The sequence below is a fragment of the uncultured Chitinophaga sp. genome (genome assembly GCF_937898475.1).
Lineage (GTDB): Bacteria > Bacteroidota > Bacteroidia > Chitinophagales > Chitinophagaceae > Chitinophaga.
Map to the genome: position 1 here is coordinate 92,484 of NZ_CALEJS010000029.1, position 23,271 is coordinate 115,754.

The following is a 23,271-nucleotide window of genomic DNA, read 5'->3' on the forward strand; positions in this document are numbered from 1 at the left end:
CACATGGAAAATGTTTTACAGGGCCGTCCGGCACTGATCCTTGTCGACATTCAGAAAGGCTTCGACAATGTTGACTATTACGGTGGAGAACGTAACAATCCCCAGGCAGAACAAAATGCACAACGCCTGCTGGAACACTGGCGCAAACAGGGGCTGCCCTTGTTTCATATCCAGTACAGTGCTCTCAATCCCCAGTCGCCCTTATGGCCCGATGGTCCAGGCTTTCCTTTCAGGGATGAAGTAGCGCCCCTGCCCGGCGAACCTGTGCTGGTGCGGCATGTGAACAGCTCCTTCATTGGTACCAATCTACAGGAGCAATTAAATGAAAAAGGTATTGATACAGTTGTAGTGATCGGTTTCTCCACAGAACATTGCGTATCTACCACTACCCGCATGGCAGCTAACCTTGGTTATCATACCTACATCGTCTCCGATGCGACAGCCGCCTTTGCCAAACAAGGCACCAACGGCCAGCGTTTTGATGCAGAAACTGTACACCAGGTATCACTGGCCACGCTGCAGCACGAGTTTGCAACCGTCGTTACCACGGAAGAGGCACTGCAGCGCTGTAATTAATAATTAATAAAGCTGTGGCACATGTGATCATGACGTGTCACCTGCTCTATAATTATCAATTATTCATTATTACTTCTTTATTGATACGGTGATTCACCAGTGATCTCACCTGCCTGATCCAGCGGAGTTGCTGGCGGAGATGGTCCATATCGCAGACGAGTGACTGGCGGCTAAGGGTAGCCAGTTCTTCCACACTGTTGATATGGCGGGTATTTTCCCGTAGCTGTTCCATGGCAATCCAGCCCATGGCGTGCAGGGCATGAATCGTAATGCTGTAATAGTCTTTGGCCTGCTGTACAAAGGGCAGTTGCATGAGCCGTTGATTGAACAGCGCCACTTCATTCATGAAATGCTGTTGCAGGTGGTCAAAATTGCGATACAGGTTGGGGATGGTATAGATGCCGCTGTGAACATCCTTGTACACGTCAAAGGCATCGTTGGTGAGCTGCAGCAGGCCGGCCATTGGGTAGATCATTTCCAGCAGGGCATCATTGGGGTAATGGTCCAGTATGGAATAGAATAAGAGAATGGAATAGTAGCTTTTTTTATAAGTGATCTCATAAAGCTCTTCCTGGCTTACATCAGGCGACATTTGCTTTAAGGACTCCTTCTGCCACAGGAACACCTGGTACAGGTGTTCCGTTACCTTTTTACTGTTGGGCGATAGCTCCAGCAGTTGCAGGTATATTTTCTTTACTACATATTCTTCAAAGCTGGCGGGTGTATGTTGTGCAGGGTGCAGGGTAAACGCTGCAATCTGTTCGTGGCTGAGGATACTGTCATCAAACAGGTCGTCATACAACGGGCCGAAAATGCTGAGCAGCAGTATACGATGCTGTTCAGCAGCATTGAGCTGTCTGCCGCTTAATTTATACAGGCTGTTGCAGATCACGTGCAGGGAAAGCTCCCAGTATTTGGTGACCCGTTTTATGGTGCCGGTATTAAATTGCCCTTGTCCGCCGCTGGCAAGCGAGTCCAGTAAAGGTGGCAGGTGTTGTTTAATATATTGTCTTTGGTTTTTCAGCTGCCAGCGCAGGCTGCACAGGCAACGGATGGTCTTGAGAAGACCTACTTTGTTCTTTCTCTGCATTATTGTAGGTGCAAATCAGAGGAAAGATAATAAAAAGTCTGAAAGTTTGAGCGTTTGAAAATGTACCTGTTTTTCAAGTCGTCCTTTTAACTTTCAAACGCTCAAACTTTCAAACATTTAAGCTATTTCAACGCTTCTATTGCAGATGCAGTTTTATATAAAGGCTTGCCAAGAAGACGGCTGCCGTTCTGAGTGATCAGGAAATCTTCTTCGATGCGGATGCCGCCAAAATCTTTGAAGGCCTGTACGGCATCGTAGTTGATAAATTCACTGTGTTTCTTTTGGGTGGTCCAGGCATCTATCAGTTCGGGGATGAAGTATAGTCCGGGTTCTACGGTCAATACAAAACCGGGCTCCAGTGCACGGCCGAGGCGCAGGGATTTCAGGCCGAATTCCGTGCTCTTTTTCAGGTCTTCTGTATAACCAACATACTGTTCTCCCAGGTCTTCCATGTCGTGCACATCCAGTCCCATCATGTGACCCAGGCCACATTGGAAGAACAGGGTGTGTGCGCCTTTTGCTACGGCTTCTTTTACGTCACCGCGCATCAGGCCCAGGTCACGCAGGCCTTCGGCCAGCTTTTCGCAGGCCAGCAGGTGTACGTCCCTGAACAGGATGCCCGGGCGGAGGGCATCGATGGCCGCTTGCTGAGCTGCGGCTACGATATCGTACACTTCGCGCTGGCGGGCCGTAAAGGTACCGTTCACGGGGAAGGTGCGCGTAAGGTCGCCGGCATAGTGCATGGATGTTTCGGCGCCACAGTCGCAGAGTACCATTTGCCCGTTTTGTAATACGGTTTGCTGATAGTGGTTATGCAGGATCTGTCCGTTCACCGTCAGGATGATAGGAAAAGCCAGGTTGCCGCCTGCGCTGAGGGCCAGTCCGTGTATGCGGCCAGCCACCTGTGTTTCCGTCATTCCTGCATGTGCGCTGCGGATGGCTTCCAGCTGCATGTCTACCGTAATGCCGATGGCCTTTTCTATTTCCGTTATCTCTTCGGCAGATTTGATGGCGCGTTGCGCGATAACCGCCCTGATGAGCGGAACAGAGGCCTGCGTTTTCAGCGCAGCATACGGTATGCCCAGCCACTCTGCGAGTTTCTGCGCATTATCTGCACGGTATGGCGGCAGGAAATGTATGCTTTGACCGGACGCCAGTGCCGCTTTTATTACAGTGGCTAAAGCAGCATAGGGCCTTACATCGCTGATACCTGTTTTAGCCGCCTGGTCAAGTATGGTGGTTTTGGGCCCGGTCCAGATAATCTGGTCCATGGTCAGCTCATCGCCGAACAGGATGTCGCGGTCATTGTCAATATCTATCACTGCAGCGAGGCTGGGCTGATCAATTCCAATGAAATACAGAAAGGAGCTGTCCTGCCTGAAATGGTACAGGTTATCAGTATAGTTCATGCTGCTTTCTTCATTGCCCAGCAATAAAATAAGGCCCTGCTTTACAGTGGCCTTTAACTGGCGCCTTCTGGCTGAGTAAATTTCCTGCTTAAACATAATCGTATAATCGCGTGAAGCTAGTAAAAATCCCGGAGATCATCCATCGTATCTTCAGGGCAGTTGTTATACATTTGTTAATGATAATTGTACAACAATGAGTTAACGGGAATATGATTTTGTATATTTGATCCTTATGGAACTCGCACAACCAAACCCGGAAGCGCTGAAGCAGCTGGTAAATATGAAGATGCCCTTTGGTAAGTATAAAGACACGCTGTTATGTGATCTGCCGGTGACCTACCTGGAATGGTTTCAGCGCAAAGGCTTTCCGGATGGTAAGCTGGGCATGCTGCTGGAAACCATGTATGTGATCCGGATCAACGGGCTGATGCAGCTGCTGGAGCCATTGAAAAGAAGATAACCAGTAAATAATCATACCTGAATGAACAGGAAAAATTTAATCATCCACGTTATTTTATTGCTCTCCGCTTGTAAAGCCGGTAATATGCAGACAATTGGTACTATTGAAAAGACAGACAAGGGCCTGGAGGCGATCATCAATGCCGATGCCCGGGTAGAGATCATTGCAGACGGGTTTGACTGGTCAGAAGGCCCGCTTTGGATACCGGAGCAGCAAATGCTGCTTTTCTCAGATATTCCACAGAATAAGGTGTATAAATGGACGCCGGACAATGGGCTGGAAACCTATCTTACACCTTCCGGCTATACGGGGCCTACGCCCCGCGGCGGTGAGCTGGGCTCCAATGCCCTGTTGCTGAACAGGGAGGGCAAACTGGTGCTTTGCCAGCATGGCGACCGCCGCCTGGCCGTGATGGATACTGCCCTGGAGCACCCTGCACCGGTGTTCAGTGCTGTAGCCGATAATTACCAGGGCAAAAAATTCAACAGCCCTAATGATGTAACGATGCGCAGCAATGGCGACTACTTCTTTACAGATCCTCCTTATGGTATGGAGCAGCGGGAGAACGATCCGGTCCGCGAACTGCCGTTTCATGGTGTGTTCAAGGTTAGTGCTGGCGGAGCGGTAACCCTGCTGACAGATTCCATTACCCGGCCCAATGGCATTGTGTTCACACCAGATGAAAAGACATTGATCGTTGCCAATTCAGATCCCGGGAAAGCCGTGTGGTACATGTTTGATATGGGACCTGGTGATGTGCTGACCAATCCGCGCATCCTGCGGGATGTGACCGAAGAGGCCAAAACACAAACCGGCCTGCCCGACGGTATGAAGATAGACCGCCAGGGGAATATCTTTGCTACCGGTCCCGGCGGCATATGGATCTTTGATAAGTCTGGTAAGCTGCTGGGCAAAATCAAAGGGCCGGTAGCGATGTCTAACTGTGCGCTGGCGGAGGATGATACGGTGCTGTACATTACGGCAGACCGCTATGTGCTGCGGGTGAAGATGCGATAATAAGAAATACGGACTACAGATATTGAAAAGGATCGCCTGCATGGCGGTCCTTTTCAGCTTTCATAATGCCTGCTTCAGGGTGCTGCTGGTCCGCCCCGCCGTTTAGTTATTTTTCCCGGGCTGAGGTCAACCTACTTTTACATCATCAAATTGCAAACGCTAAAAAAGTTACATTATGAACCTTCAAAAGATGATGCTCACAGGCGCATTCGTGATAGCCGCCACCTTCAGCGCACAGGCACAACAAAAAGGTGTTCACCGCACCGATCTTCAACAGCATGATCTCAGCATTGCCGGCCGCGAAGCCGTACAGGTACGGGTTGACATTGATCCGGGCGTAACGGCCGTTAAGCACCATCATCCCGGTGAAGAGATCGTTTATGCGCTTAAAGGCACCCTGGAATATAAGTTGGAAGGCAGACCGCCAGTAATACTTCAACCGGGGGAGGTTTTATTTATTCCGGCCGGCACACCGCATGAAGTCACCAATATTGGTAAGGAAACGGGAAGCGAGCTGGCTACTTATATTGTTGAAAAGGGAAAGCCGCTGGTAAGGGTGGTGAAATAACCGCATATGACGTTTATGACCCCATTGCAATGTATTCATACAATTTTTTCCCTCATCCACGATCTTTTTTATATTTTACACAGATCACAAATTTCCATGCAATGAAACGTCATCGTTTACTTCCACTCTTACTAATACTGTTATTCCACTTTGCTGCCAGCGCACAGCAAACCACTTTACAGGTAGCCCTGGCGGGTATGAATCACGACCATGTACACACGATCCTGTCACGCTGGAAGAAAGGCGATGTGAAGATCCTGGGTATTGCAGAACCGGATCAGCAGCTTATCCAGCGCCTGCAGAAGCGCTACCAGCTGCCGGATAACATCTTCTACAAAGATGTGCCCACAATGCTCAGCCATGTCAAGCCGGATGCCGTGCTGGCCTTCAATGCCATTTCAGATCACCTGGCGGTGGTAGAAGCCTGTGCGCCTAAAGGCATTCCCGTAATGGTGGAAAAGCCGCTGGCTACTACTGTAAAAGATGCCAACCGCATTGCAGCACTGGCTGCCCAGTATCACATACCTGTGCTGACCAACTATGAAACCACCTGGTACAACAGCAACCAGCAGGTATTTGAACTGGTTGGGCAGCAGGAGATAGGCCCTATCCGCAAGATGATCGTACATGACGGCCACGAAGGCCCGAAAGAAATAGGCTGCAGTGCCGACTTCCTGAAATGGCTGACAGACCCGGTAAAGAATGGCGCCGGTGCATTGATGGACTTTGGCTGCTATGGCGCCAACCTCATGACATGGCTCATGAATGGCAAAGCGCCCCGTGCGGTGATGGCCGTTACGCACCAGATCAAACCTGACGTTTATCCCAAAGTGGATGATGACGCCACCATACTACTGGAATACCCGGATGCCACCGGTATCATAGAGGCTTCCTGGAACTGGCCTTACAGCATCAAAGACCTGGAAGTGTTTGGCAAAACAGGATACCTGCATGCCCTGAACCCTGACCATCTCCAGGGCAGAAAGAAAGACAGCAGCTATCCCATCACGATCAAACCGGCACAATACCGCGATAATCTTACTTACCTGGAAGCCGTGCTGAAAGGAGGTTTTAAACCCGGAAACGATCTCTCCTCACTGGAGAACAATCTCATCGTGGTGAGGATACTGGAAGCCGCGCGTAAATCAGCCAAAGAAGGGAAACGCATTTTCTTGTGATTCTGCGTTTTTTTTAGTTATTTAACCTTATGATGAATACCCTCCACAAATGCCTGGCCCTTTGTGGCTGTGGCCTGTTACTGTCAGCATCTGTCTGCGCGCAATCCTGGAAAAAGATACACGCCAATGCCATCCTGGTAGATACGCATAATGACGTGCTGTCTTCGGCCACCATGAAAGGCATGGATATCTCGCAGCACCTGGATGGTAAAACACATTCAGACCTTCCGCGCTTCCGGCAGGGCGGCGTAGACGTACAGGTATTCTCCATCTTCTGCGATGAGCGTTTCGGTAAGGATACCGCCTTTACGTTCGCCAATATCGAAATAGATTCTCTCTACGCTATTGCCGCCCGCAACACGGATAAGATGGCTATCGTAAGCACGCCTGCGGAACTGAAAAGGGCCCTGCGGCAGAAAAAAATGGCCGCCATGATAGGTGTGGAAGGCGGCCATATGATAGAAGACCAGTTGTCATACCTGGACAGCCTGTACCGCCGTGGTGCACGTTATCTTACGCTCACCTGGAATAATTCTACATCCTGGGCCAGTTCTGCCAAGGATGAAAGCCGGGATAGCGTTCGCGCGCCACAGAAAGGGCTGAACGATTTTGGCAGGCAGGTGGTACGGCGCATGAATGAGCTGGGCATGATGGTAGATCTCTCGCATGTAGGAGAGCAGACCTTCTGGGATGCCATCAACACCAGCACTAAGCCGGTGATCGCGTCCCACAGCTGCGCTTATACCCTCTGCCCGGTGTTCCGGAACCTGAAAGATGAACAGATCAAAGCCGTTGCAAAGAATGACGGCGTGATACATGTTAACTTCTATTCGGGTTTCCTGGACAGTACCTATAACCGGCAGCAGCAACATTTTACGGAGGCGCACCGCAGTGAGGTGGACGCACTCAGAAAAGCCGGCAACAGCTTTTATGAGATCCAGGATATACTTTACAGCAAGTATCCGGATGAAGTACAGCAGATGCGGGCGCCTATGAGCCTGCTCATCGATCATATCGACTATATCGTACGGCTTGCCGGTATTGATCATGTAGGACTGGGATCTGATTTTGACGGGATAGAATCACCGCCCCGTGAGCTGAACGGTGTAGCGGATTATCCCTTGCTCACCAAAGCCCTGCTGGAAAGAGGCTATTCAAAGAAAGATGTGCGTAAGATACTGGGTGGAAATTTCATTCGCGTATTCAAGGCTAACAGCAAAAAATAACAACCTATGTTCAGATGGTTCACCGGCATGGCCCTGCTGCTTGTCAGCATTACCGGCTATGCGCAGCAGCAGCAATGTGATATCCTGATCCGTAATGGCCGCATTATTGACGGCACGGGCAATTCCTGGTTCTATGGCGATGTGGCGGTAAAGGATGGCCGCATCCTGGCCGTTGGCAAACAGCTGGAAGGATGGGCGGCAAGCCGGACGATCGATGCAAAAGGACTGGTGGTAGCCCCTGGTTTTATTGATGTGCACGGGCACGTGGAAGGCGGCATCTTTAATCGCCCTACGGCGGACAACTACATCTACGATGGGGTGACCACCATTGTTACCGGCAATTGCGGCGGGTCTTATGACGACCTGGGGTTATTTTTTCAGCGGATCGACAGCCTGCGGCCGGGCATCAATGTGGCATCGCTCTATGGTCATAACACTGCGCGAAGGATCGTAATGGGCACAGCTAACCGGAAGGCCACCCCGGAAGAGCAGCAGCAGATGGAAAACCTCATGGAAAAGGCGATGAAGCAGGGCGCTGTAGGGCTCTCCACCGGTTTGATCTACATTCCCGGTACCTTTGCCAATACGGAAGAAGTGGTAGGCCTGGCCCAAAAAGCTGCGCAGTACAAAGGCGTATATGCTTCCCATATCCGTAACGAAGAAAGCAAGGCCGCAGATGCTGTAAATGAAGCTATTCATATAGGCAAAGCGGCCAATATACCGGTAGAGATCTCACATTTCAAGGTGAGCGGCCGGGCCAACTGGGGCAAGTCTGTTAACATACTGGACTTAGTGAAACAGGCCCGTAAAGAGGGCTGGGATGTAAGCATTGATCAGTATCCCTATACCGCGAGCAGCACGAATTTAGGCGTACGGCTGCCGGATTGGGCCCTTGCCGGCGGACAGGATTCTGTGAATGCGCGCCTGCACGATCCTGCCACGCGGGCCCGCATAAAGAAAGAGATGCTGGAGCAGCTGCACAGCTACAAGTATAAAGACTACAGCTATTGCGTGGTGGCCTATTATTCTGCAGATACCAGCTATAACGGTAAAAGCATTACGGAGATCAACCGCTTACTGGGCCGCAAAGGCAAGGCAAAATTTGAAGCGGAGACTATTATGGACATGATTGAAAAAGGCGGCGCCCAGATGGTATATCACGGCATGAATGAAGACGATGTCCGCTACATCATGAAATATCCGTTCTGTATGGTAGGAGCCGATGCGGGTGTGCCCACACCGGGTAGAGGTATGCCGCATCCCCGTGCATATGGCACCAATGCGCGCATCCTTGGTAAGTATGTGCGCGATGAACAGCTGATCCCCCTGGAAGAAGCGATCCGGCGTATGAGCTCACTGGCAGCGCAGAAATTCCAGCTGAAAGACCGTGGCCTTATCCGCGAAGGAATGGCTGCGGACATTGTGATCTTCGATGAAAAAACGGTAAATGATAAAGCAACTTTTAATGAGCCGCACCAGTATGCCGTGGGATTTGAGTATGTATTGGTGAACGGGCAGCTGGAGCTGGATAAGGGAAAACATACGGGTGTGAGAAGCGGCCAACCTTTATATGGGCCGGCAAAAATGTAGCTGTTAAAACGTTTCCCGGTATTTAACTTTTCTATAACTATGCAGGCTATAAATTGCAGTTTTTCTGTACCGAACCATTAGCATTACATGAGAACTTCAATTTTACTGGCCTTATTTTGCTGCACTACTGTTTTTAGCTTTGCCCGGGAAAAGGAACATCCGGACAGCCTGCTGGTAAAAAGGCAATTCTTTGCCTTACGCAATTTATTGATTAAGCAGGCTGCCGGAATGAAAGAGCAGGATCGTTTATACTATCACTGCTTTACAGACAACTTCTTTAACCGGATGGACGCCAGCAACCGGAATATTGACCAGCTGCTGGAAAAATACCGCGGGCTACTGGCGTCTAAACAGTTTGTGACCCTGCTGCGGCTGAAGATCGATAACCTGGTAAAAAGTTACCGTTATAAGGAGGCGTATACCGTATCCACTCAATTACTATCGGATTATAAAGGATACTTGTCTCCCGATGAACAGGAAGACATTTTAAATGAGACTATCATCTGGGAAAGCCTGCAGCATGCTCCTCCCCAGCAGCTAAGCGTCACTGAAGATACCAGGATACCGTATCAGCGGGATATGGCGGGCCTGATCAATATTCCCGTCCGCATTACCGATACTACACAGCAATTTGTGTTCGATACCGGCGCAAATATTTCCGTGATCACAGAAAGCGATGCGAAGCGCAATGGGCTACTGGCAGGGGAGAAATATTTTGAAGTGATCGCTGCTACCGGCATCAGGGTAAAAGCCCGCACGGCGGTAGTGAAAGAGATGAAGATAGGTGACCATATCCTGGTAAAGGATGCTGTCTTTATGATCTTCCCTGACAGCGCCCTTACTTTTGGTCCCTATAAGATCCAGGGCATTATCGGATTCCCAGTAATAGAACAGATGGGTGAGATCAGGATCAGCGACACACTTCTGACAGTACCCCGCGAACCGGTACAGGCGCCCTTCGCAAATTTTGGCCTGGATAAGTTAATGCCGGTGCTGAACGTCGGGTATCGTACAGACAGCCTGCCCTTTACTTTCGATACCGGCGCGGCTGCTACTGATCTTAACCTGCCTTTCTACAACAAATACCAGGAGGAGATAAAAGCCACCAACAGCCTGCATGATAAACAGTTTGGCAGTGCAGGCGGCAACGTTAAGATCAGCAGCTATAAACTGCCGGAAGTTGCGCTGCAGATAGCCGGCAAAACATTCCGTTTAAAGAATGCACCGGTAAAGACAGCCGCTGTAACAGAGAATGATCAATATTATTATGGCAACATCGGGCAGGATCTTATGCGCCGGTTCCGTGAAATGGTGATCAATTTCAGGTATATGTATGTTGATTTTAGAGACTAGCAGCCGGGTTAATATTCAGGTTCTCGAGGTATTTATAACCTGAACCGGTATTCAGCAGCAGGATATTTTCATCCGCCTGCAGGTGTCCTTCCTGCAACAGCTGAGGCAGGGCGGCTATCAGCGCTGCACCTTCAGGCGCCGCCAGGATACCTTCTTTACGCGCCAGCATGATCATATTGGCTTTAATGTCTTCTTCGCTGATGGCGATGCAGTGCCCGTTTGACTGATGCAATACATCCATCATAAGCGGTTCTGCAAAGGGCCGCGGCACTGCCAGTCCGTTAGCGATGGAAGGCTGTCCATTGTACTTTTTGGAATTGGGTTGTGATCCGTTCCAGGTGCTTACTACCGGCTGGCAGTTAGCTGCCTGCACGGCGATCATGCGGGGCAGTTTGCCGGAGATCCATCCCAGGGCCTGCATTTCCTGGAATGCTTTCCAGAGGCCTATCAGGCCGGTACCGCCGCCGGTAGGATATAGAATTACATCCGGCAGGTTCCATTCCAGCTGTTCTGCGATTTCATAGCCCATGGTTTTCTTTCCTTCCAGGCGATAGGGCTCTTTAAAGGTAGAAATATCGAAGCAGTCACGTTCCTGTTTAATGCGGGCGGCTTCGGCTGCACAATCGTTGATCAGGCCATCTACCAGCACCAGTTCTGCACCGTACATCCAGCACTCTTCCCTGAAGATCTTTGGCGTATGCCGGGGCATCACAACAATAGCCCGCATGCCTGCTGCAGCGCAATAAGCGCTCATGGCTCCGCCTGCATTGCCCGCGGTGGGTACGATGCAACGTTCTACACCAAACTCTTTAGCTTTTGATATGGCGGCGCTGAGGCCCCTGGCTTTGAATGATCCGGTTGGGTTCTGGGATTCATCTTTCCAGTATAACCTGTCAAATCCCAGCAGTCCGGGAATAGTACGCAAGGTTTGCAGCGGCGTCATGCCTTCGCCCAGTGTTACGATGTTCTCTACATCAAAGACGGGGAGCATTTCCAGGTAGCGCCACATATTTTCTGAGTGGGCAGGCAGCACTTCGCGTGAAAGCGGTACAATATCTGCCGTGTCATATTGTGCTACCAGGGGAGCATTGCAGCATACGGAGGTTTGATGCAGCTGGAATGGATCATAGTGCTGGCCGCAGTGACTGCATTGCAGGGCGTGCAGCATAGATAATGTCTGAATTGTTCTCATAAGCCGATTGTTGAAGTCTCAACACGTCAAAGGTACTCAGCCCATCCCTTTGCAGGTTATACTAAATATGCATATACTATTACCTGGGGTTATACTGTTTGCGGGCCAGCTTTATAAAAATATTGTTGATCTGGTCATCGCTGGTGCCCTGCCGCTGCATGAAAAAGAAGGAGCGGTGGATCTTTAATCCGGGGATATCAATACGAACCAGTTCACCGCTCTGAATAAGCCTTTCCACGGATCGTTGGGGCAGGAACCCCAGGCAGGTATCGCTCATAAGGAAATTTTTCAGCGCCTCTGTTCCACCGAGGATAATACGGTTATTAATGTCCTGTATAGAGATGCCAAATGGCGCCAGTGCTTCCGCCACTGCGGCCAGGGTGCCGCTGCCTCTTTCGCGCAGCGCTACCGGTATGGTTCTCAGCTCTTCTACCATTACCCGTTTCTTTTTTGCCAGGGGGCTGCTGTGATGACACACGGGGATCACTTCATCTTTCATGAAGAATTTGTATTGCACCGTGGTATGTTTATTTCTGCTTTCAGTAATACCGAGGTCAATTTCCTGTTCCAGCAATGCGCGCAGTATATTCTCTGAATTGCTGTTCAGCAGCCGCAGCTGGATATGCGGGTATTGCTGGTGGAAGCTGGACAGGATGCCTGGTATTACATACAACGATATAGTCGTACTGGCGCCTACTACCAGGGAGCCTTTCGCCTGCTGTTTGCCTGAGAGGCTGCTGAGATTGAACTGCATATTCCGCTGCAGTTCTTTAGCCTGTTTTACGTGGTCAAACAGGATCTTTCCTGCGGCTGTCAGCTGTATGGTACTGCCTTTCCGTTCAAAAAAGCTGAGTTTGAACTGGTTTTCCAGCAGGCGTATATGTTTGCTGATGGATGGCTGGGTCATATACAATACCTCTGCCGCTTTTGAGAAGCTGAGCAGGCGGGCGGTCTCATAAAAGGCTTCATAGCTGATGGCAAGCATGGACGGTTGTTTATAAGGCTAATGTACTGGGAATTCCGGATAATTTACTTTTCAGCGGTGGATCACTTTGTCAAGATTGGCTTTGTAAAACTCGCTCAACGGCAGTTCCAGCTCACCTAAGCACACCAGGTCCCTTTTAATGGCGGTGATCTTGTTCGTAGCGATGATGAATGATTTATGGGTACGCACAAAACGGGGAGGGGAGAGTTTTTCTTCGATCGCTTTCATGCTCATCCGGGTGATCACCGGCTTTTTAGAGGATGCGATATGGATCTTCACATAATCCTTCAACCCTTCAACGTAAAGGATGTCATCGGTCACCACTTTCACCAGTGTATATTCCACATTCACAAAGAAATGGTCGGGAGCAGCGGCTGTATGGGCGCCAGGAGTTGCCTGCTGCTGCCACTGGAATTTTTCCTGTGCTTTATTACACGCTTTGAGAAAACGTTCAAAGGAAACTGGTTTCAGCAGGTAGTCTACCACATTGAGGTTGTAACCTTCCAGCGCATATTGTTCATAAGCGGTGATGAGGATGGTCATGGGTGGTGTGGGCAATGTTTGCAGGAATTGCAGTCCGTTAAGTCCGGGCATCTGTATATCCAGGAAAATCAGGTCAACAGGCGTGGTTTGCAGCACGGCGGTAGCTTCCAGCGCGTTGCGGCAGGCCTTTACCAGGTGCAGGTAGGGCACCTGCCGGATATTATCTTCCAGCAGATCCAGCACCAGCTTTTCATCGTCTATGGCCAGGCATTGCATCATCGTAGCTGTAAAGTTAATACGGTGGAAAATATATCAGCATCTGTCTGTACAGTAAGCGTGTGCTGATCCGGGTACAGCAGTTTCAGGCGCGTGCCCACATTGGCCAGACCAATGCCGGAGTTGGCGTCTTTACTGTCAGCTCCGTTCAAGCTGAACTTGTTCCTGACGGTAAAGGTAAGGCAGTTCTCCGTCACTATCAGCCGGATGGAGATCCAGGGATCGGCGATCCAGCCGATACCGTGCTTAAAGGCATTTTCCACAAAGGGTATCAGCAACATGGGCTCTATATTCAGCTGTTCGCCGGCGGGCGCAATTTCTATCCGGGTTTCTATGCGTGTGTCCTCTCCGAAGCGCAGTTTCTGCAGTTCAATATAGCTTTTGAGATACGCCACCTCTTTTTCCAGCGGCACTTTTTTTACTTCAGAATCGTAGAGCATATAGCGCATCAGGTCAGACAGCATAATAAGGGAAGGCTCCATCAGGTCTGACTTTTTCCGGGCCAGGGATACCAGGTTGGTGAGTACGTTGAACAGAAAATGCGGACTGATCTGCGAACGCAGGAATTTCAGCTCCATGGCCAGCTGTGCTGCCTGATGTTCTTTCTGTTCTTTTTCGTACCGGATCTTATCTATTACGAGGCGGTAAATGATACTGGCTATGAGGAAGATGATCACCGGGGTGAAAACCATCATCCGGCTGGCGCCCCTGATATTCACATGGGGGTAGAAGGTTGCCAGGATGACGATCTTAGTATAGTTAACAGCCGCCAGCGCGCAGAGTATGCTGACCAGGTACAGCCACCAGTACTTTTTATTGAGCCAGCGCGGAAACAGCACGTACGCATTGAGGTAAAAAACACCTATATGGAGGATACTGCTGATGAGCCAGAAACTGCCCGGTAATGCTCCCGGCGGAAGCGGCTGATTGCCGGTCAGCAGATGCGGCAGTGAGATCAGCACTCCCCATATCAGTATGTGCAAGGCTATAATCCCGTAAGTTGTATTTGTAGTTGTGCGGGTCATCTTCATGCAGCTATAAGTTACCAAATTTATCCAAAGGGAACCCATTGCCGGGAGACTTGTAGCTAAGACCGGTATTTGTGTAGACAAGCGGGGTACTTTCAAGACTTTGTCTAGTCCAGCTAACAGCTAAAAGCCAACAGTGAATAGCTAATTAATCTCCCCTGGCCCCAAACTTGTGGCCTGTTTCAATAAACTTTGCTACATGCCTGATACCAAAACTATTGACATTCATGTAAAAGGCCGGCAATATACCCTTCACCTGGAACAGGAAGCGTATAATGGCCGGCCCGCTTATTACATTACGGATCAGAACCTGTCTGCTATTTGTGGTTGCGAAATGCCGGATAATCTTATTCTGTTCGAAACAGAAGCCGGTATGGAGTGTTCCCCCCGTGTTATCACTATGGAAGGCCGGGAGGTAGCTAATGAGATCTGGAATGCGATCAAAGCGCCGGAGAAGGCTGAACCGCAACCCAATGGACCGGGCTTGGGATAAGCTGTTATTGCCCGCTTATTACTTTCTGCACGGCCACTACATCCTGCTCACCCCACCCGTTGGCAACTCCCTGCTGCAAAAGCTCCCGGGTTATTTGCCCTACTGCCATCGGGACGCCACTTGTTTGTGCCTGCTGCAGGACCAGGTTTGCGTCTTTTAAAGCCATTGCGAGGCTGAAGCCGGGTGGTACATACGCTTCTTTCAGTAAAGCGCTGCTGTAGATATGGTAATAAGGAGCGTTAAATAATGTTTGCGTCAGCATCTGCATCCATTGATCGGCCTGAATACCGCTTTGCCTGGCCAGCTGTATACCTTCTGCCATGGCTGCCAGTCCGGAGAGGATCAGGTAGTTACTGCACAGTTTGGCCACGTTGGCAGCGCCCGGTTCCGGGCCAAATTCCCATACGTTTACCGCGCCGGCATCCTGGAGCAGCGGCTTTACAGTAGCGATAACGGTATCATCGCCGGATACCAGCAGATTAAGTTTTTTGGCCCTGGCTACTTCCGGTCTGCCCATTACCGGCGAAGCGATATAATGATTTTCGTACCGGCGATGGCTGGCTGCCAGTGTAGTACTGGTAGCAGGCAGGATAGTACTCATGGAGATATGAATACCGCCCGGGCGCAGATTAGCCGCAATACCTTCGGGGCCATCCGTGATATGCGTTAATGCAGCATCGTCTGCTACCAGGGTAAATACCACATCGCAAAGGGAGGCCAGTTCTTTTACGGAAGTGCAGATCACCGCGCCCTTGTCTGCCAGCGGCTGAGCTTTTGCTGCTGTTCTGTTGTATACATATAAGGGTTGATGTTGCATTAATAAATTTTCCGCTATGGGAGTTCCGAGATTTCCTAGTCCTATAAATCCTGTTTTCATCGTACGAATATTTTTAGAGCGGGAAGTTACGGCATATGAGAAAATATATACTCATTTCGTTGCCATAATTTATGAAAGGGGAATGCAGATGGTTGGAGTATGGGGTATTGCATAGGTATACAGGGACATGCAGTCACTTAGTTTTGCCTGTCCGGCGCAGGTGCCGGTGTGAAGCCGGATCTCACTACAGATGGTTCAGTTTATCCAGTATTTCCTGCCATATCAGGCGTGCTATCTGCTCGCTTTCTACTGTCTTCAGCCGTTCGTCAAACTTTACATGTCCATTGGCCCTGAACTCGAGATTTTCCGGGATGATATTGTCCAGTTCCTCCTCATCTGCTCCAGGTTCTACCCGGTAGGTGATCTCTTCTTCCTGGTGATCTATGGAAATGAAAAGCTGGTAGGGCTTGTCATTTAGTACGATGGTGATGATGTGTTTTTCCATAACAGGAGTATCACAATAGGCGTGCCATTGCAACATGTAGGGGGAGTGTTGGAGGTGCAGAACTGTCTGGTTCGGGGAGCCCGGGACCCTGTTAACCCTGGGCGCTCACCTCTACCAGCAAACCGCCGGGAGCATAACAGTAAAAAGTGACGGAGTCAAAACCACCCCGGTGCAGTTCTTCCACGTCGCTGACGGTGATCCCGGCGCTGCTTAGCGCAGCATGCTTTTCACGCACTTCTTCCGCCGTGTCCACATAAAAGCCAATGTGGAAGTTCTTCGGGTAACGTACCATGGCCTCCGGTCCTTCACTTTCCTTGTCATACATGAAGGAGAGTATAAATCCTCCTTTTCCTTCCAATATGGCAAATTTATCGCTGCCCGGGCCCGGCAGTTCTTCAAAGTTGAAATGCTGAACAAAAAAATCTTTAGTAGCCGGTACATTGGGTACCGGCAGGTTGGCGTGGTTTAAATGCATGGCAGTTGTTTTATGAAGGTTTGATCAGCGGGTAGCTACTGACTTGCTTCGAAGAATGAAAGATAAAAGAACATTCCTTTAGTTTAAAATATTTTTAGGAAGGAATGATATTATTTTTCCCTAAAATGCTGTTTCTTTATGGCAGACAGTGAACTTAAAACCAATGCTTAAGTTTAAGGTTTAAGGTCTGATGTTTGAAGATCGTTAGATGTTTGAGGTTAAGGACAGATCTGCCAGCTTTAGGGGGCACTTATTGAACCATCAACTTTTAACCAACCTCAAACTTCAAACCTCCAACCTCAGACTTTGCGTGTTAAATTTTTCCTGATGAGTTATAAAAAATATGTTAGTCTACTGCTCATTCTGTGCATGAGTACCGGCGCTTTTGCGCAACAATCCTATTTATTTAAGAACGTTAATGAACCAGTGGAAGCGCGGGTAAAGAACCTGCTGCAGACACTTACGCTGGCAGAGAAGATCAGTATGCTGGGCTACAGGAGCCCGGCGGTAGACCGTTTGCAGATCCCTTCTTACAACTGGTGGAACGAAGGACTGCATGGGGTAGCGAGGGCAGGAGAGGCCACTGTCTACCCGCAGGCCATTGGTATGTCGGCCACTTTTAACACGGCGTTGGTTCGTGAAGTGGCCAATACCATCGCCACGGAAGCCAGGGCCAAATACAACCTGGCCATCGCCATGAACCGCCGCCTGTGGTATATGGGATTGAATTTCTGGACGCCCAACATCAACCTTTTCCGTGATCCCCGTTGGGGCCGCGGACAGGAAACCTACGGTGAGGATCCTTTCCTGACCGCCGTGATGGGCACTGCTTTTATCAAAGGCCTGCAGGGCGATGATCCCGCTCACCTGAAAACAGCCGCCTGCGCCAAACACTTTGCCGTGCACAGCGGTCCGGAAGCAGATCGTCATACTTTCGATGCGATAGTGGATGAAAAAGATCTCCGCGAAACCTATCTCTATGCATTTAAACACCTGGCAGATGCAGGCGTGGAATCCATGATGTGCGCCTACAACCGGCTGAACGGAGAGCCCTGCTGCACGGGCAAAACCCTGCTGCAAACCATCCTGCGCGATGAGTGGAAGTTTAAAGGCCAGATGGTGACCGATTGCGGAGCGCTGGATGATATTTACCTGCGTCATAAGGCAATCCCCTCTAAAACGGAAACAGCAGCAGCGGCGGTAAAGGCAGGCGTTAACCTGGAATGCGGCAGCATCCTGCAGGATGACGTAAAGAAAGCCATTGATCAGGGATTGCTGACGGAGAAAGAAGTAGACAGCGTATTAAGCTACAGTCTTCGTACGCAGATGAAGCTGGGCCTGTTTGACGAAGGCGGACTGGCGCCTTATAACCGTTACGGCGCCGACAGCGTGCATAATGATTATCATATTGAACTGGCCCGCAAAGCGGCGCAACAAAGCATGGTACTGCTGAAGAACAATGGTGTACTGCCTTTGCCGAAAGATAAGTACAGCTCTATCATGGTGTTGGGCACGAATGCCGCCGCGGTGGATCCGCTGGTAGCTAACTACCATGGCATTAATGGTAAGCTGGTGACCTTTGCAGAAGGTATAGCCGAAGCAGCCGGTCCTGCTACTGCGGTGCAATATGATCTGGGTTGCGATTATAAAGATACCGTACACTTTGGCGGGATATGGGCAGCTGAGAATAGCGACCTTACCATTGCGGTGATAGGCCTCAGCCCTGTACTGGAAGGAGAGGAGGGAGACGCTTTCCTGTCTGCTTCCGGCGGTGATAAAGCTACCCTCAGCCTGCCTGCTTCCCAGCTGGCGTTTATGAAGAAGCTGCGCGCTGCGCATAAGAAGCCGATCATCGCGGTAGTTACCGCAGGCAGCGCTGTAGATATTGCCGCAATAGCACCTTATGCAGACGCCATCATCCTGGCCTGGTATCCCGGCGAGCAGGGCGGCCGCGCCCTGGCAGACATCGTGTTCGGCGATGTATCGCCTTCAGGCCGTTTGCCGCTGACCTTTTACCGCTCGCTGAGCGATTTGCCTGACTATAAGGACTACAGCGTTAAAGGCCGTACTTACCGCTATTTCAAAGGTGCGGTAGCTTATCCCTTTGGATTCGGCTTAAGCTATACAAGCTTTGACTATACCTGGAGCGAGGCTCCCCAAAAGGCCTACGCATTGAAGGATACGATCCGTGTAAGTGTGAACGTGAAGAATACAGGCGCCTATGATGGCGATGAAGTGGTACAGGCGTACATCCAGTATCCCAACCTGGAAAGGATGCCGCTGAAGGAGCTGAAAGCCTTTGCAAGGGTAAGCGTGAATAAAGGCGGAGAAGCAACTGTTACACTTAGCATCCCGGTAAGTGATCTGCAGAAATGGGATCTCGGTGCCCATAACTGGAAACTATATAAAGGGCAGTATACATTGAATATTGGCCGCAGCTCGGATGATTTTGTGTTAAAGCAGGGGTTTAACGTAAAGTAAGCCTGCTTATTTATAAAAAGCCCTCCGGGATATCAGTATTCCCGGAGGGCTTTGTTTTTATATGATGTTAGTACACGATTATTTCGTCCGTAAACAGGAATCCGTGTTGCGTATTTGCTGCCTGCACTCTTACATATCTTGCTTCCACCTGTTTCAAATCAAATTTAAACTCCTTAAAAGTTAATCTTGCCTGGGAAACCGGTACATCGTTCTCTATCTTTTGTATAGACCGGAAATTTTGTCCGTCATCTGACACTGATACTTCTACCCATCCCGGCATGTAAACCCCCGGGCCTGTCAGCTGCATAAATGAAATGGACAGGCTTTGCAGGCTGGTGTGCTGTTCCATGTCCAGCGTAACATCCAGGTCATTGGTGAAGCCCTGCCATTGGCCATCGCCATAGGTAAGGCTGCCCCTGTAGCCATTTACCAGCGTGTGTTCCTTTTGTGCTACGTAGCTTTTATTGTAAGGTTTGTTATACTGTACCTTTTTGCCGATGGCTTTGTGAAAGTCTACTGCCAGGCTGGCCGCCTTTCCAGGTTGGATTGTATCCCGGAAAATGGCTGCGGTCACTACTGCAGAATGATCCAGCAGGATGCTGTCTTTGAACAGGGGAGAGCCGGCATTTGGCTGCGTACCATCAAGGGTATATCTTATTTGCGGTTGATATTGTTCGCTGCTGAATGTTATCGTGGCGGTGCGTTGTGAGTAATTGAACACGGGCTTTATGGTAAGATCATAAGAAGGCCGGTAGTAGTTAACGTGTAAGCGTTGCAGTAACAGGTAATGCGCCTGAAGTCTTTGCTGAAAATCTGTCCAGCTTTTGTCTTTCGCCGCAGTCCAGGTCACTTCTGAAAGTCCGAGTAACCGGGGATAGGTCATATATTCCAGGTGACTGAAAGTAGGAATGTATTCCGTCCAGATAGTTGCCTGGGCGCCCAGGATATGTTGCGCGGCGCTGCTGTCCAGCTCCTGTGGCACAGGATCGTAGCTGTATACTTTTTCCAGGGGAAGATAGCCGCCAATGGCTTCGGGCTGCGTTACCGGGTCGCCCTGGTAGGCATCGAAGTAACAGAAACGGCCGGGTGTCATTACTACGTCGTGGCCTTCTTTGGCGGCGGTGATACCACCGGCTTCACCTCGCCAGGACATGACGGTGGCGTCGGGCGCCAGCCCGCCTTCCAGGATCTCATCCCAACCCAGCAGCCTGCGATGATGCTGCTGCAGGAATTTTTCCATTCTGCGGACAGCGTAACTCTGCAGGGCATGTTCATCTGCCAGGTGCTCGTCTTTTATCCGTTGCTGGCATTTGGGGCATTGCTTCCAGGCTTTTTTATCTGCTTCGTCGCCACCGATATGTATATACGTAGAAGGAAAGATGTTCATTACTTCTGTCAGCACATCTTCCAGGAAAGTGAAGGTACTGTCATTACCCAGGCAGAATTCCGAGTTTTTATAAGGCAGCCCGGTGCAGCCCAGTTGCGGGTAAACTGCGAGCACTTCTTCAGAATGGCCTGGCATCTCTATTTCAGGGATGACGGTAATACCGCGCTCCTGTGCGTAGGCTACCATTGCCCGTGCCTCGTCCTGCGTATAGTAACCTCCGTAGGTATTAGGATCGCCTTCTTTGCTGTATTGCCGGCCATGGTCCCGCCAGTCTTTCCAGTTGCCATGTGTTCTCCAGGCCGCCTGCCTGGTAAGTTCCGGGTACTTTTTTATTTCCAGCCGCCAGCCGGCGCCATCGGTGAGGTGCCAGTGGAAGGTGTTCATTTTATAAAGCGCCATCAGGTCAAGAAAACGTTTGATCTGTGCGGTATCCCGGAAGTGGCGGGACACATCCAGGTGAATGCCGCGGTAAGAGAAGCGCGGCTGATCATTGATAAGGGCACAGGGCAGCATACCTTTCTCTGGTTGCAGGAGCAATAATTGCAAAAGAGAGTACACGCCATTCAATGCACCGGTGTCGCTGCCGGCGGTAATAGTTACTTTACCCGATGTAATTTCCAGCCGGTAAGCAGCAGGGGAGGGGAAAGCGTTACGCGCCGCTTTTACAATGCTGATACTACCCGCCGGTGTTGTACTGCTTTTTAATGTTTGCAGTTTTTGCGTCAGACCGGCTTGCTGAATAAACAACCTGCCGGCAGACTGAAAGACCGGACTGGCAAATATTGCCGTACCTGGCTTCAGTAGGAAATAACCTTCCCCGGCTGTTACCTGCGATGGTTTGGGAATGATATTGATCCCGTTTTTTTGTGTTGACTGCCCATAGGAAATATTGCAGCATACTGTCCCCAGCAGTAACGCTGTTACAAAACGTTTGATAATGTACACCTTGTGTTGTTTTTTGCAAATTGCAAGATAGGCTGCTTGTGATGAAATTTCTTGAAAAAGTTTCATTTTAGAAGAAAAGTTTTTTTCTTTGCACCCCGATGTTCAAGAGTGCGAAGATTACCCTATACACTACTTCTGCAAAGCTGATAAGAGAAATTGGAGGAGGAAGAAGTTGACCCTGGGATAATTGAAGTTTGTTTGAGTTTTTTAACCTGATCAGACAAAAGATGTAATTTCTATCGGAGTATTATTGATGTTATCCTGTGCCTATACCTGGTAACGTTTCCTCCCGGGAATGAATCTGCTGTTTTCGATACGTCGAATCAATTGTAAAGAGATATAAATAAAGACATGAATACAACCCGGTTACTTCTTACGACCGTTTTCCTGACTTTTTATGTAAGGTGTTTGGCGCAGCAGGAGCAGCAGCCAGGATTAGATTTGCAGAAATATATCCCGCTTTCGCCTAACGCGGCAGAATTAGGCAAATATGGTACTTATCCGGTGGGAACAATTACAGGCACCCCTGAGATCAGCTTTAACCTTTTTACGGTGAACAGCGGGGAGCTGAGTTTGCCTGTTACGCTTTCATATCATGCATCCGGTATCAAAGTGAACCAAATGGCCACCTGGGCAGGTTTGGGTTGGTCAGTGAATGCCGGCGGAGTGATTTCCCGTACAGTATATGGTATGGTAGATGAGCAGCCACGCGGTTTTATGGATCCTGCCTATAGTCATTTAAGGGCCAGTGAACTGAGAAACAATACGTACTATGACGCGCTAGCTGCCAAGATCAATGCATCAGGTGATATGGAACCAGATCTGTTTGCCTATACGGTTGGCGGCAAGAGCGGTAAGTTTATCTATACGCGGGAGAAGAACTTTATGACCATTCCGTACTCGCCGGTAAAGGTCAATTTTGCAAGCCGGAACAATTCGTCGAGTGATATTATATTTGAAATTACAGATGATGACGGGGCTATCTACCAGTTCAATGATGTTGAATTTACCGGCTTCGATGTAGGTCAGATCAATAAATTTTATGCAGCAACCTGGTACTTAACCCGCATCATTTCACCGTCCCGTAAAGATACAATCGCTTTCACCTATCAGGTTAACTTCATAGAAAATTATGTCAAAAGCTATGCTCTTTCGGTAGGCCAAACATTTGATGGTTGCCTGGGGCAAAGCGTTGTATCAAGTTTAAGTACCATAAACAGATCAGAACTTCAGCCTTCAGAGATCACTTTCAGAGGTGGGAAACTGGTGTTTTCCACCAGCAATACAAGGAAAGATGGTGGCGGTAAACAGCTGGATAAGATTATTCAGTATGCAAAGGCTGCTGATGGAACTTACACTTTTGTAAAGCAGGTTAATTTGTTGCATAGTTATTTTCTTTCCACTCCGTTTTTTGAAAATCGTGACTGCTACAGGCTTAGGCTGGACGGCTTCAGTTTTTCAGACGAATCGGGCGGTGTTGAAAAGGAATATCGTTTTGAATACAACAGCGTACCTGTGCCGCAGCACAATTCCAATAGCCAGGATTACTTTGGGTTCTATAATGGAAAAAGCAACCAGACACTTATACCGGTAACCAGTCTGGAGAGAAATGAACTTCATAACGATTTTATGTCTGGGGCAGGAGGTAGTGCAGGCTCTTGTTCATCACCTATGACTATAGGTGATGCAGACCGAAATCCCGATCCGGAATATATGAAAATGTGCATGCTCGAAAAA

Annotated in this window: 21 protein-coding genes; 11 read left to right on the forward strand and 10 right to left on the reverse strand. The window is 49.5% G+C overall.

The window, feature by feature from the left end; all coding sequences use genetic code 11:
* Positions 1–3: 3 nt before the first annotated feature.
* Positions 4–576 (forward strand): cysteine hydrolase family protein, encoded by a 573-nt coding sequence (locus Q0577_RS19450; RefSeq protein ID WP_298739234.1) that lies wholly within the window; start codon positions 4–6, stop codon positions 574–576.
* A 55-nt stretch (positions 577–631) separates the two neighbouring features.
* Here Q0577_RS19450 and Q0577_RS19455 read toward each other — a convergent pair whose 3' ends face one another.
* The gene (locus Q0577_RS19455) at positions 632–1,666 is read right to left on the reverse strand and encodes a class 1 isoprenoid biosynthesis enzyme (protein ID WP_298739236.1); all 1,035 of its coding nucleotides are present in this window, start codon (positions 1,664–1,666) and stop codon (positions 632–634) included.
* 122 nt (positions 1,667–1,788) lie between these two features.
* Entirely contained in the window at positions 1,789–3,171 is a 1,383-nt protein-coding gene (locus Q0577_RS19460; RefSeq protein WP_298739238.1) for an aminopeptidase P family protein, read from the reverse strand.
* A 136-nt stretch (positions 3,172–3,307) separates the two neighbouring features.
* Here Q0577_RS19460 and Q0577_RS19465 point away from each other — a divergent pair, with 136 nt between their 5' ends.
* The 7 genes from Q0577_RS19465 to Q0577_RS19495 all read left to right on the forward strand — a co-directional run bounded on the left by Q0577_RS19465 (position 3,308) and on the right by Q0577_RS19495 (position 10,467).
* Positions 3,308–3,535, forward strand: coding sequence for a DUF3820 family protein (locus Q0577_RS19465; RefSeq protein ID WP_298739240.1), 228 nt, complete (start codon positions 3,308–3,310; stop codon positions 3,533–3,535).
* 84 nt (positions 3,536–3,619) lie between these two features.
* A complete protein-coding gene (locus Q0577_RS19470) occupies positions 3,620–4,552 on the forward strand; it encodes an SMP-30/gluconolactonase/LRE family protein (RefSeq protein WP_298739243.1) in 933 nt (310 codons plus the stop codon).
* Between the two features lie 175 nt (positions 4,553–4,727).
* Entirely contained in the window at positions 4,728–5,120 is a 393-nt protein-coding gene (locus Q0577_RS19475; protein WP_298739246.1) for a cupin domain-containing protein, read from the forward strand.
* A 101-nt stretch (positions 5,121–5,221) separates the two neighbouring features.
* Complete coding sequence (locus Q0577_RS19480) at positions 5,222–6,298, forward strand: Gfo/Idh/MocA family oxidoreductase (protein ID WP_298739249.1); 1,077 nt, start codon at positions 5,222–5,224, stop codon at positions 6,296–6,298.
* 29 nt (positions 6,299–6,327) lie between these two features.
* Positions 6,328–7,524, forward strand: coding sequence for a dipeptidase (locus Q0577_RS19485; protein WP_298739252.1), 1,197 nt, complete (start codon positions 6,328–6,330; stop codon positions 7,522–7,524).
* Between the two features lie 6 nt (positions 7,525–7,530).
* A complete protein-coding gene (locus Q0577_RS19490; RefSeq protein WP_298739255.1) occupies positions 7,531–9,114 on the forward strand; it encodes a D-aminoacylase in 1,584 nt (527 codons plus the stop codon).
* Positions 9,115–9,201: 87 nt separating this feature from the next.
* On the forward strand, positions 9,202–10,467 hold the full coding sequence (locus Q0577_RS19495; protein ID WP_298739258.1) for a retropepsin-like aspartic protease: 1,266 nt from the start codon (positions 9,202–9,204) through the stop codon (positions 10,465–10,467).
* Here the strand turns inward: Q0577_RS19495 and Q0577_RS19500 are convergent.
* The 4 genes from Q0577_RS19500 to Q0577_RS19515 form a co-directional block, all read right to left on the reverse strand.
* Positions 10,457–11,659: a threonine synthase gene (locus tag Q0577_RS19500; protein WP_298739260.1), complete on the reverse strand. Its 1,203-nt coding sequence runs from the start codon at positions 11,657–11,659 to the stop codon at positions 10,457–10,459. The two genes, Q0577_RS19495 and Q0577_RS19500, sit on opposite strands and share 11 nt — an antisense overlap.
* 79 nt (positions 11,660–11,738) lie before the next feature.
* Positions 11,739–12,644 carry a LysR substrate-binding domain-containing protein gene (locus Q0577_RS19505; RefSeq protein WP_298739263.1) on the reverse strand — a complete coding sequence of 302 codons (906 nt, stop codon included), beginning with the start codon at positions 12,642–12,644 and terminating at the stop codon, positions 11,739–11,741.
* A gap of 51 nt (positions 12,645–12,695) precedes the next feature.
* Positions 12,696–13,406 carry a LytTR family DNA-binding domain-containing protein gene (locus Q0577_RS19510; protein WP_298739265.1) on the reverse strand — a complete coding sequence of 237 codons (711 nt, stop codon included), beginning with the start codon at positions 13,404–13,406 and terminating at the stop codon, positions 12,696–12,698.
* On the reverse strand, positions 13,403–14,434 hold the full coding sequence (locus tag Q0577_RS19515) for a histidine kinase (RefSeq protein WP_298739267.1): 1,032 nt from the start codon (positions 14,432–14,434) through the stop codon (positions 13,403–13,405). Before Q0577_RS19515 ends, Q0577_RS19510 begins: the two co-directional genes overlap by 4 nt.
* A 196-nt stretch (positions 14,435–14,630) precedes the next feature.
* Between Q0577_RS19515 and Q0577_RS19520 the strand changes: the two genes are divergently transcribed.
* Positions 14,631–14,924, forward strand: coding sequence for a hypothetical protein (locus Q0577_RS19520; protein WP_298739268.1), 294 nt, complete (start codon positions 14,631–14,633; stop codon positions 14,922–14,924).
* A gap of 4 nt (positions 14,925–14,928) precedes the next feature.
* Here the strand turns inward: Q0577_RS19520 and Q0577_RS19525 are convergent, their stop codons facing one another.
* From Q0577_RS19525 to Q0577_RS19535, 3 genes are all read right to left on the reverse strand, one after another.
* The gene (locus Q0577_RS19525) at positions 14,929–15,846 is read right to left on the reverse strand and encodes an NAD(P)-dependent oxidoreductase (protein ID WP_366884737.1); all 918 of its coding nucleotides are present in this window, start codon (positions 15,844–15,846) and stop codon (positions 14,929–14,931) included.
* Positions 15,847–15,985: 139 nt separating this feature from the next.
* Positions 15,986–16,246, reverse strand: coding sequence for a hypothetical protein (locus Q0577_RS19530; RefSeq protein WP_298739270.1), 261 nt, complete (start codon positions 16,244–16,246; stop codon positions 15,986–15,988).
* Between the two features lie 91 nt (positions 16,247–16,337).
* Positions 16,338–16,721: a VOC family protein gene (locus Q0577_RS19535; RefSeq protein WP_298739272.1), complete on the reverse strand. Its 384-nt coding sequence runs from the start codon at positions 16,719–16,721 to the stop codon at positions 16,338–16,340.
* A 327-nt stretch (positions 16,722–17,048) separates the two neighbouring features.
* Here Q0577_RS19535 and Q0577_RS19540 point away from each other — a divergent pair, with 327 nt between their 5' ends.
* The gene (locus Q0577_RS19540) at positions 17,049–19,202 is read left to right on the forward strand and encodes a glycoside hydrolase family 3 N-terminal domain-containing protein (protein ID WP_298739274.1); all 2,154 of its coding nucleotides are present in this window, start codon (positions 17,049–17,051) and stop codon (positions 19,200–19,202) included.
* Positions 19,203–19,269: 67 nt separating this feature from the next.
* Here the strand turns inward: Q0577_RS19540 and Q0577_RS19545 are convergent, their stop codons facing one another.
* Positions 19,270–21,534 (reverse strand): family 20 glycosylhydrolase, encoded by a 2,265-nt coding sequence (locus tag Q0577_RS19545; protein ID WP_298739276.1) that lies wholly within the window; start codon positions 21,532–21,534, stop codon positions 19,270–19,272.
* Between the two features lie 351 nt (positions 21,535–21,885).
* Here Q0577_RS19545 and Q0577_RS19550 point away from each other — a divergent pair.
* On the forward strand, positions 21,886–23,271 hold a 1,386-nt coding region (locus tag Q0577_RS19550), incomplete at its 3' end, for a hypothetical protein (RefSeq protein ID WP_298739278.1).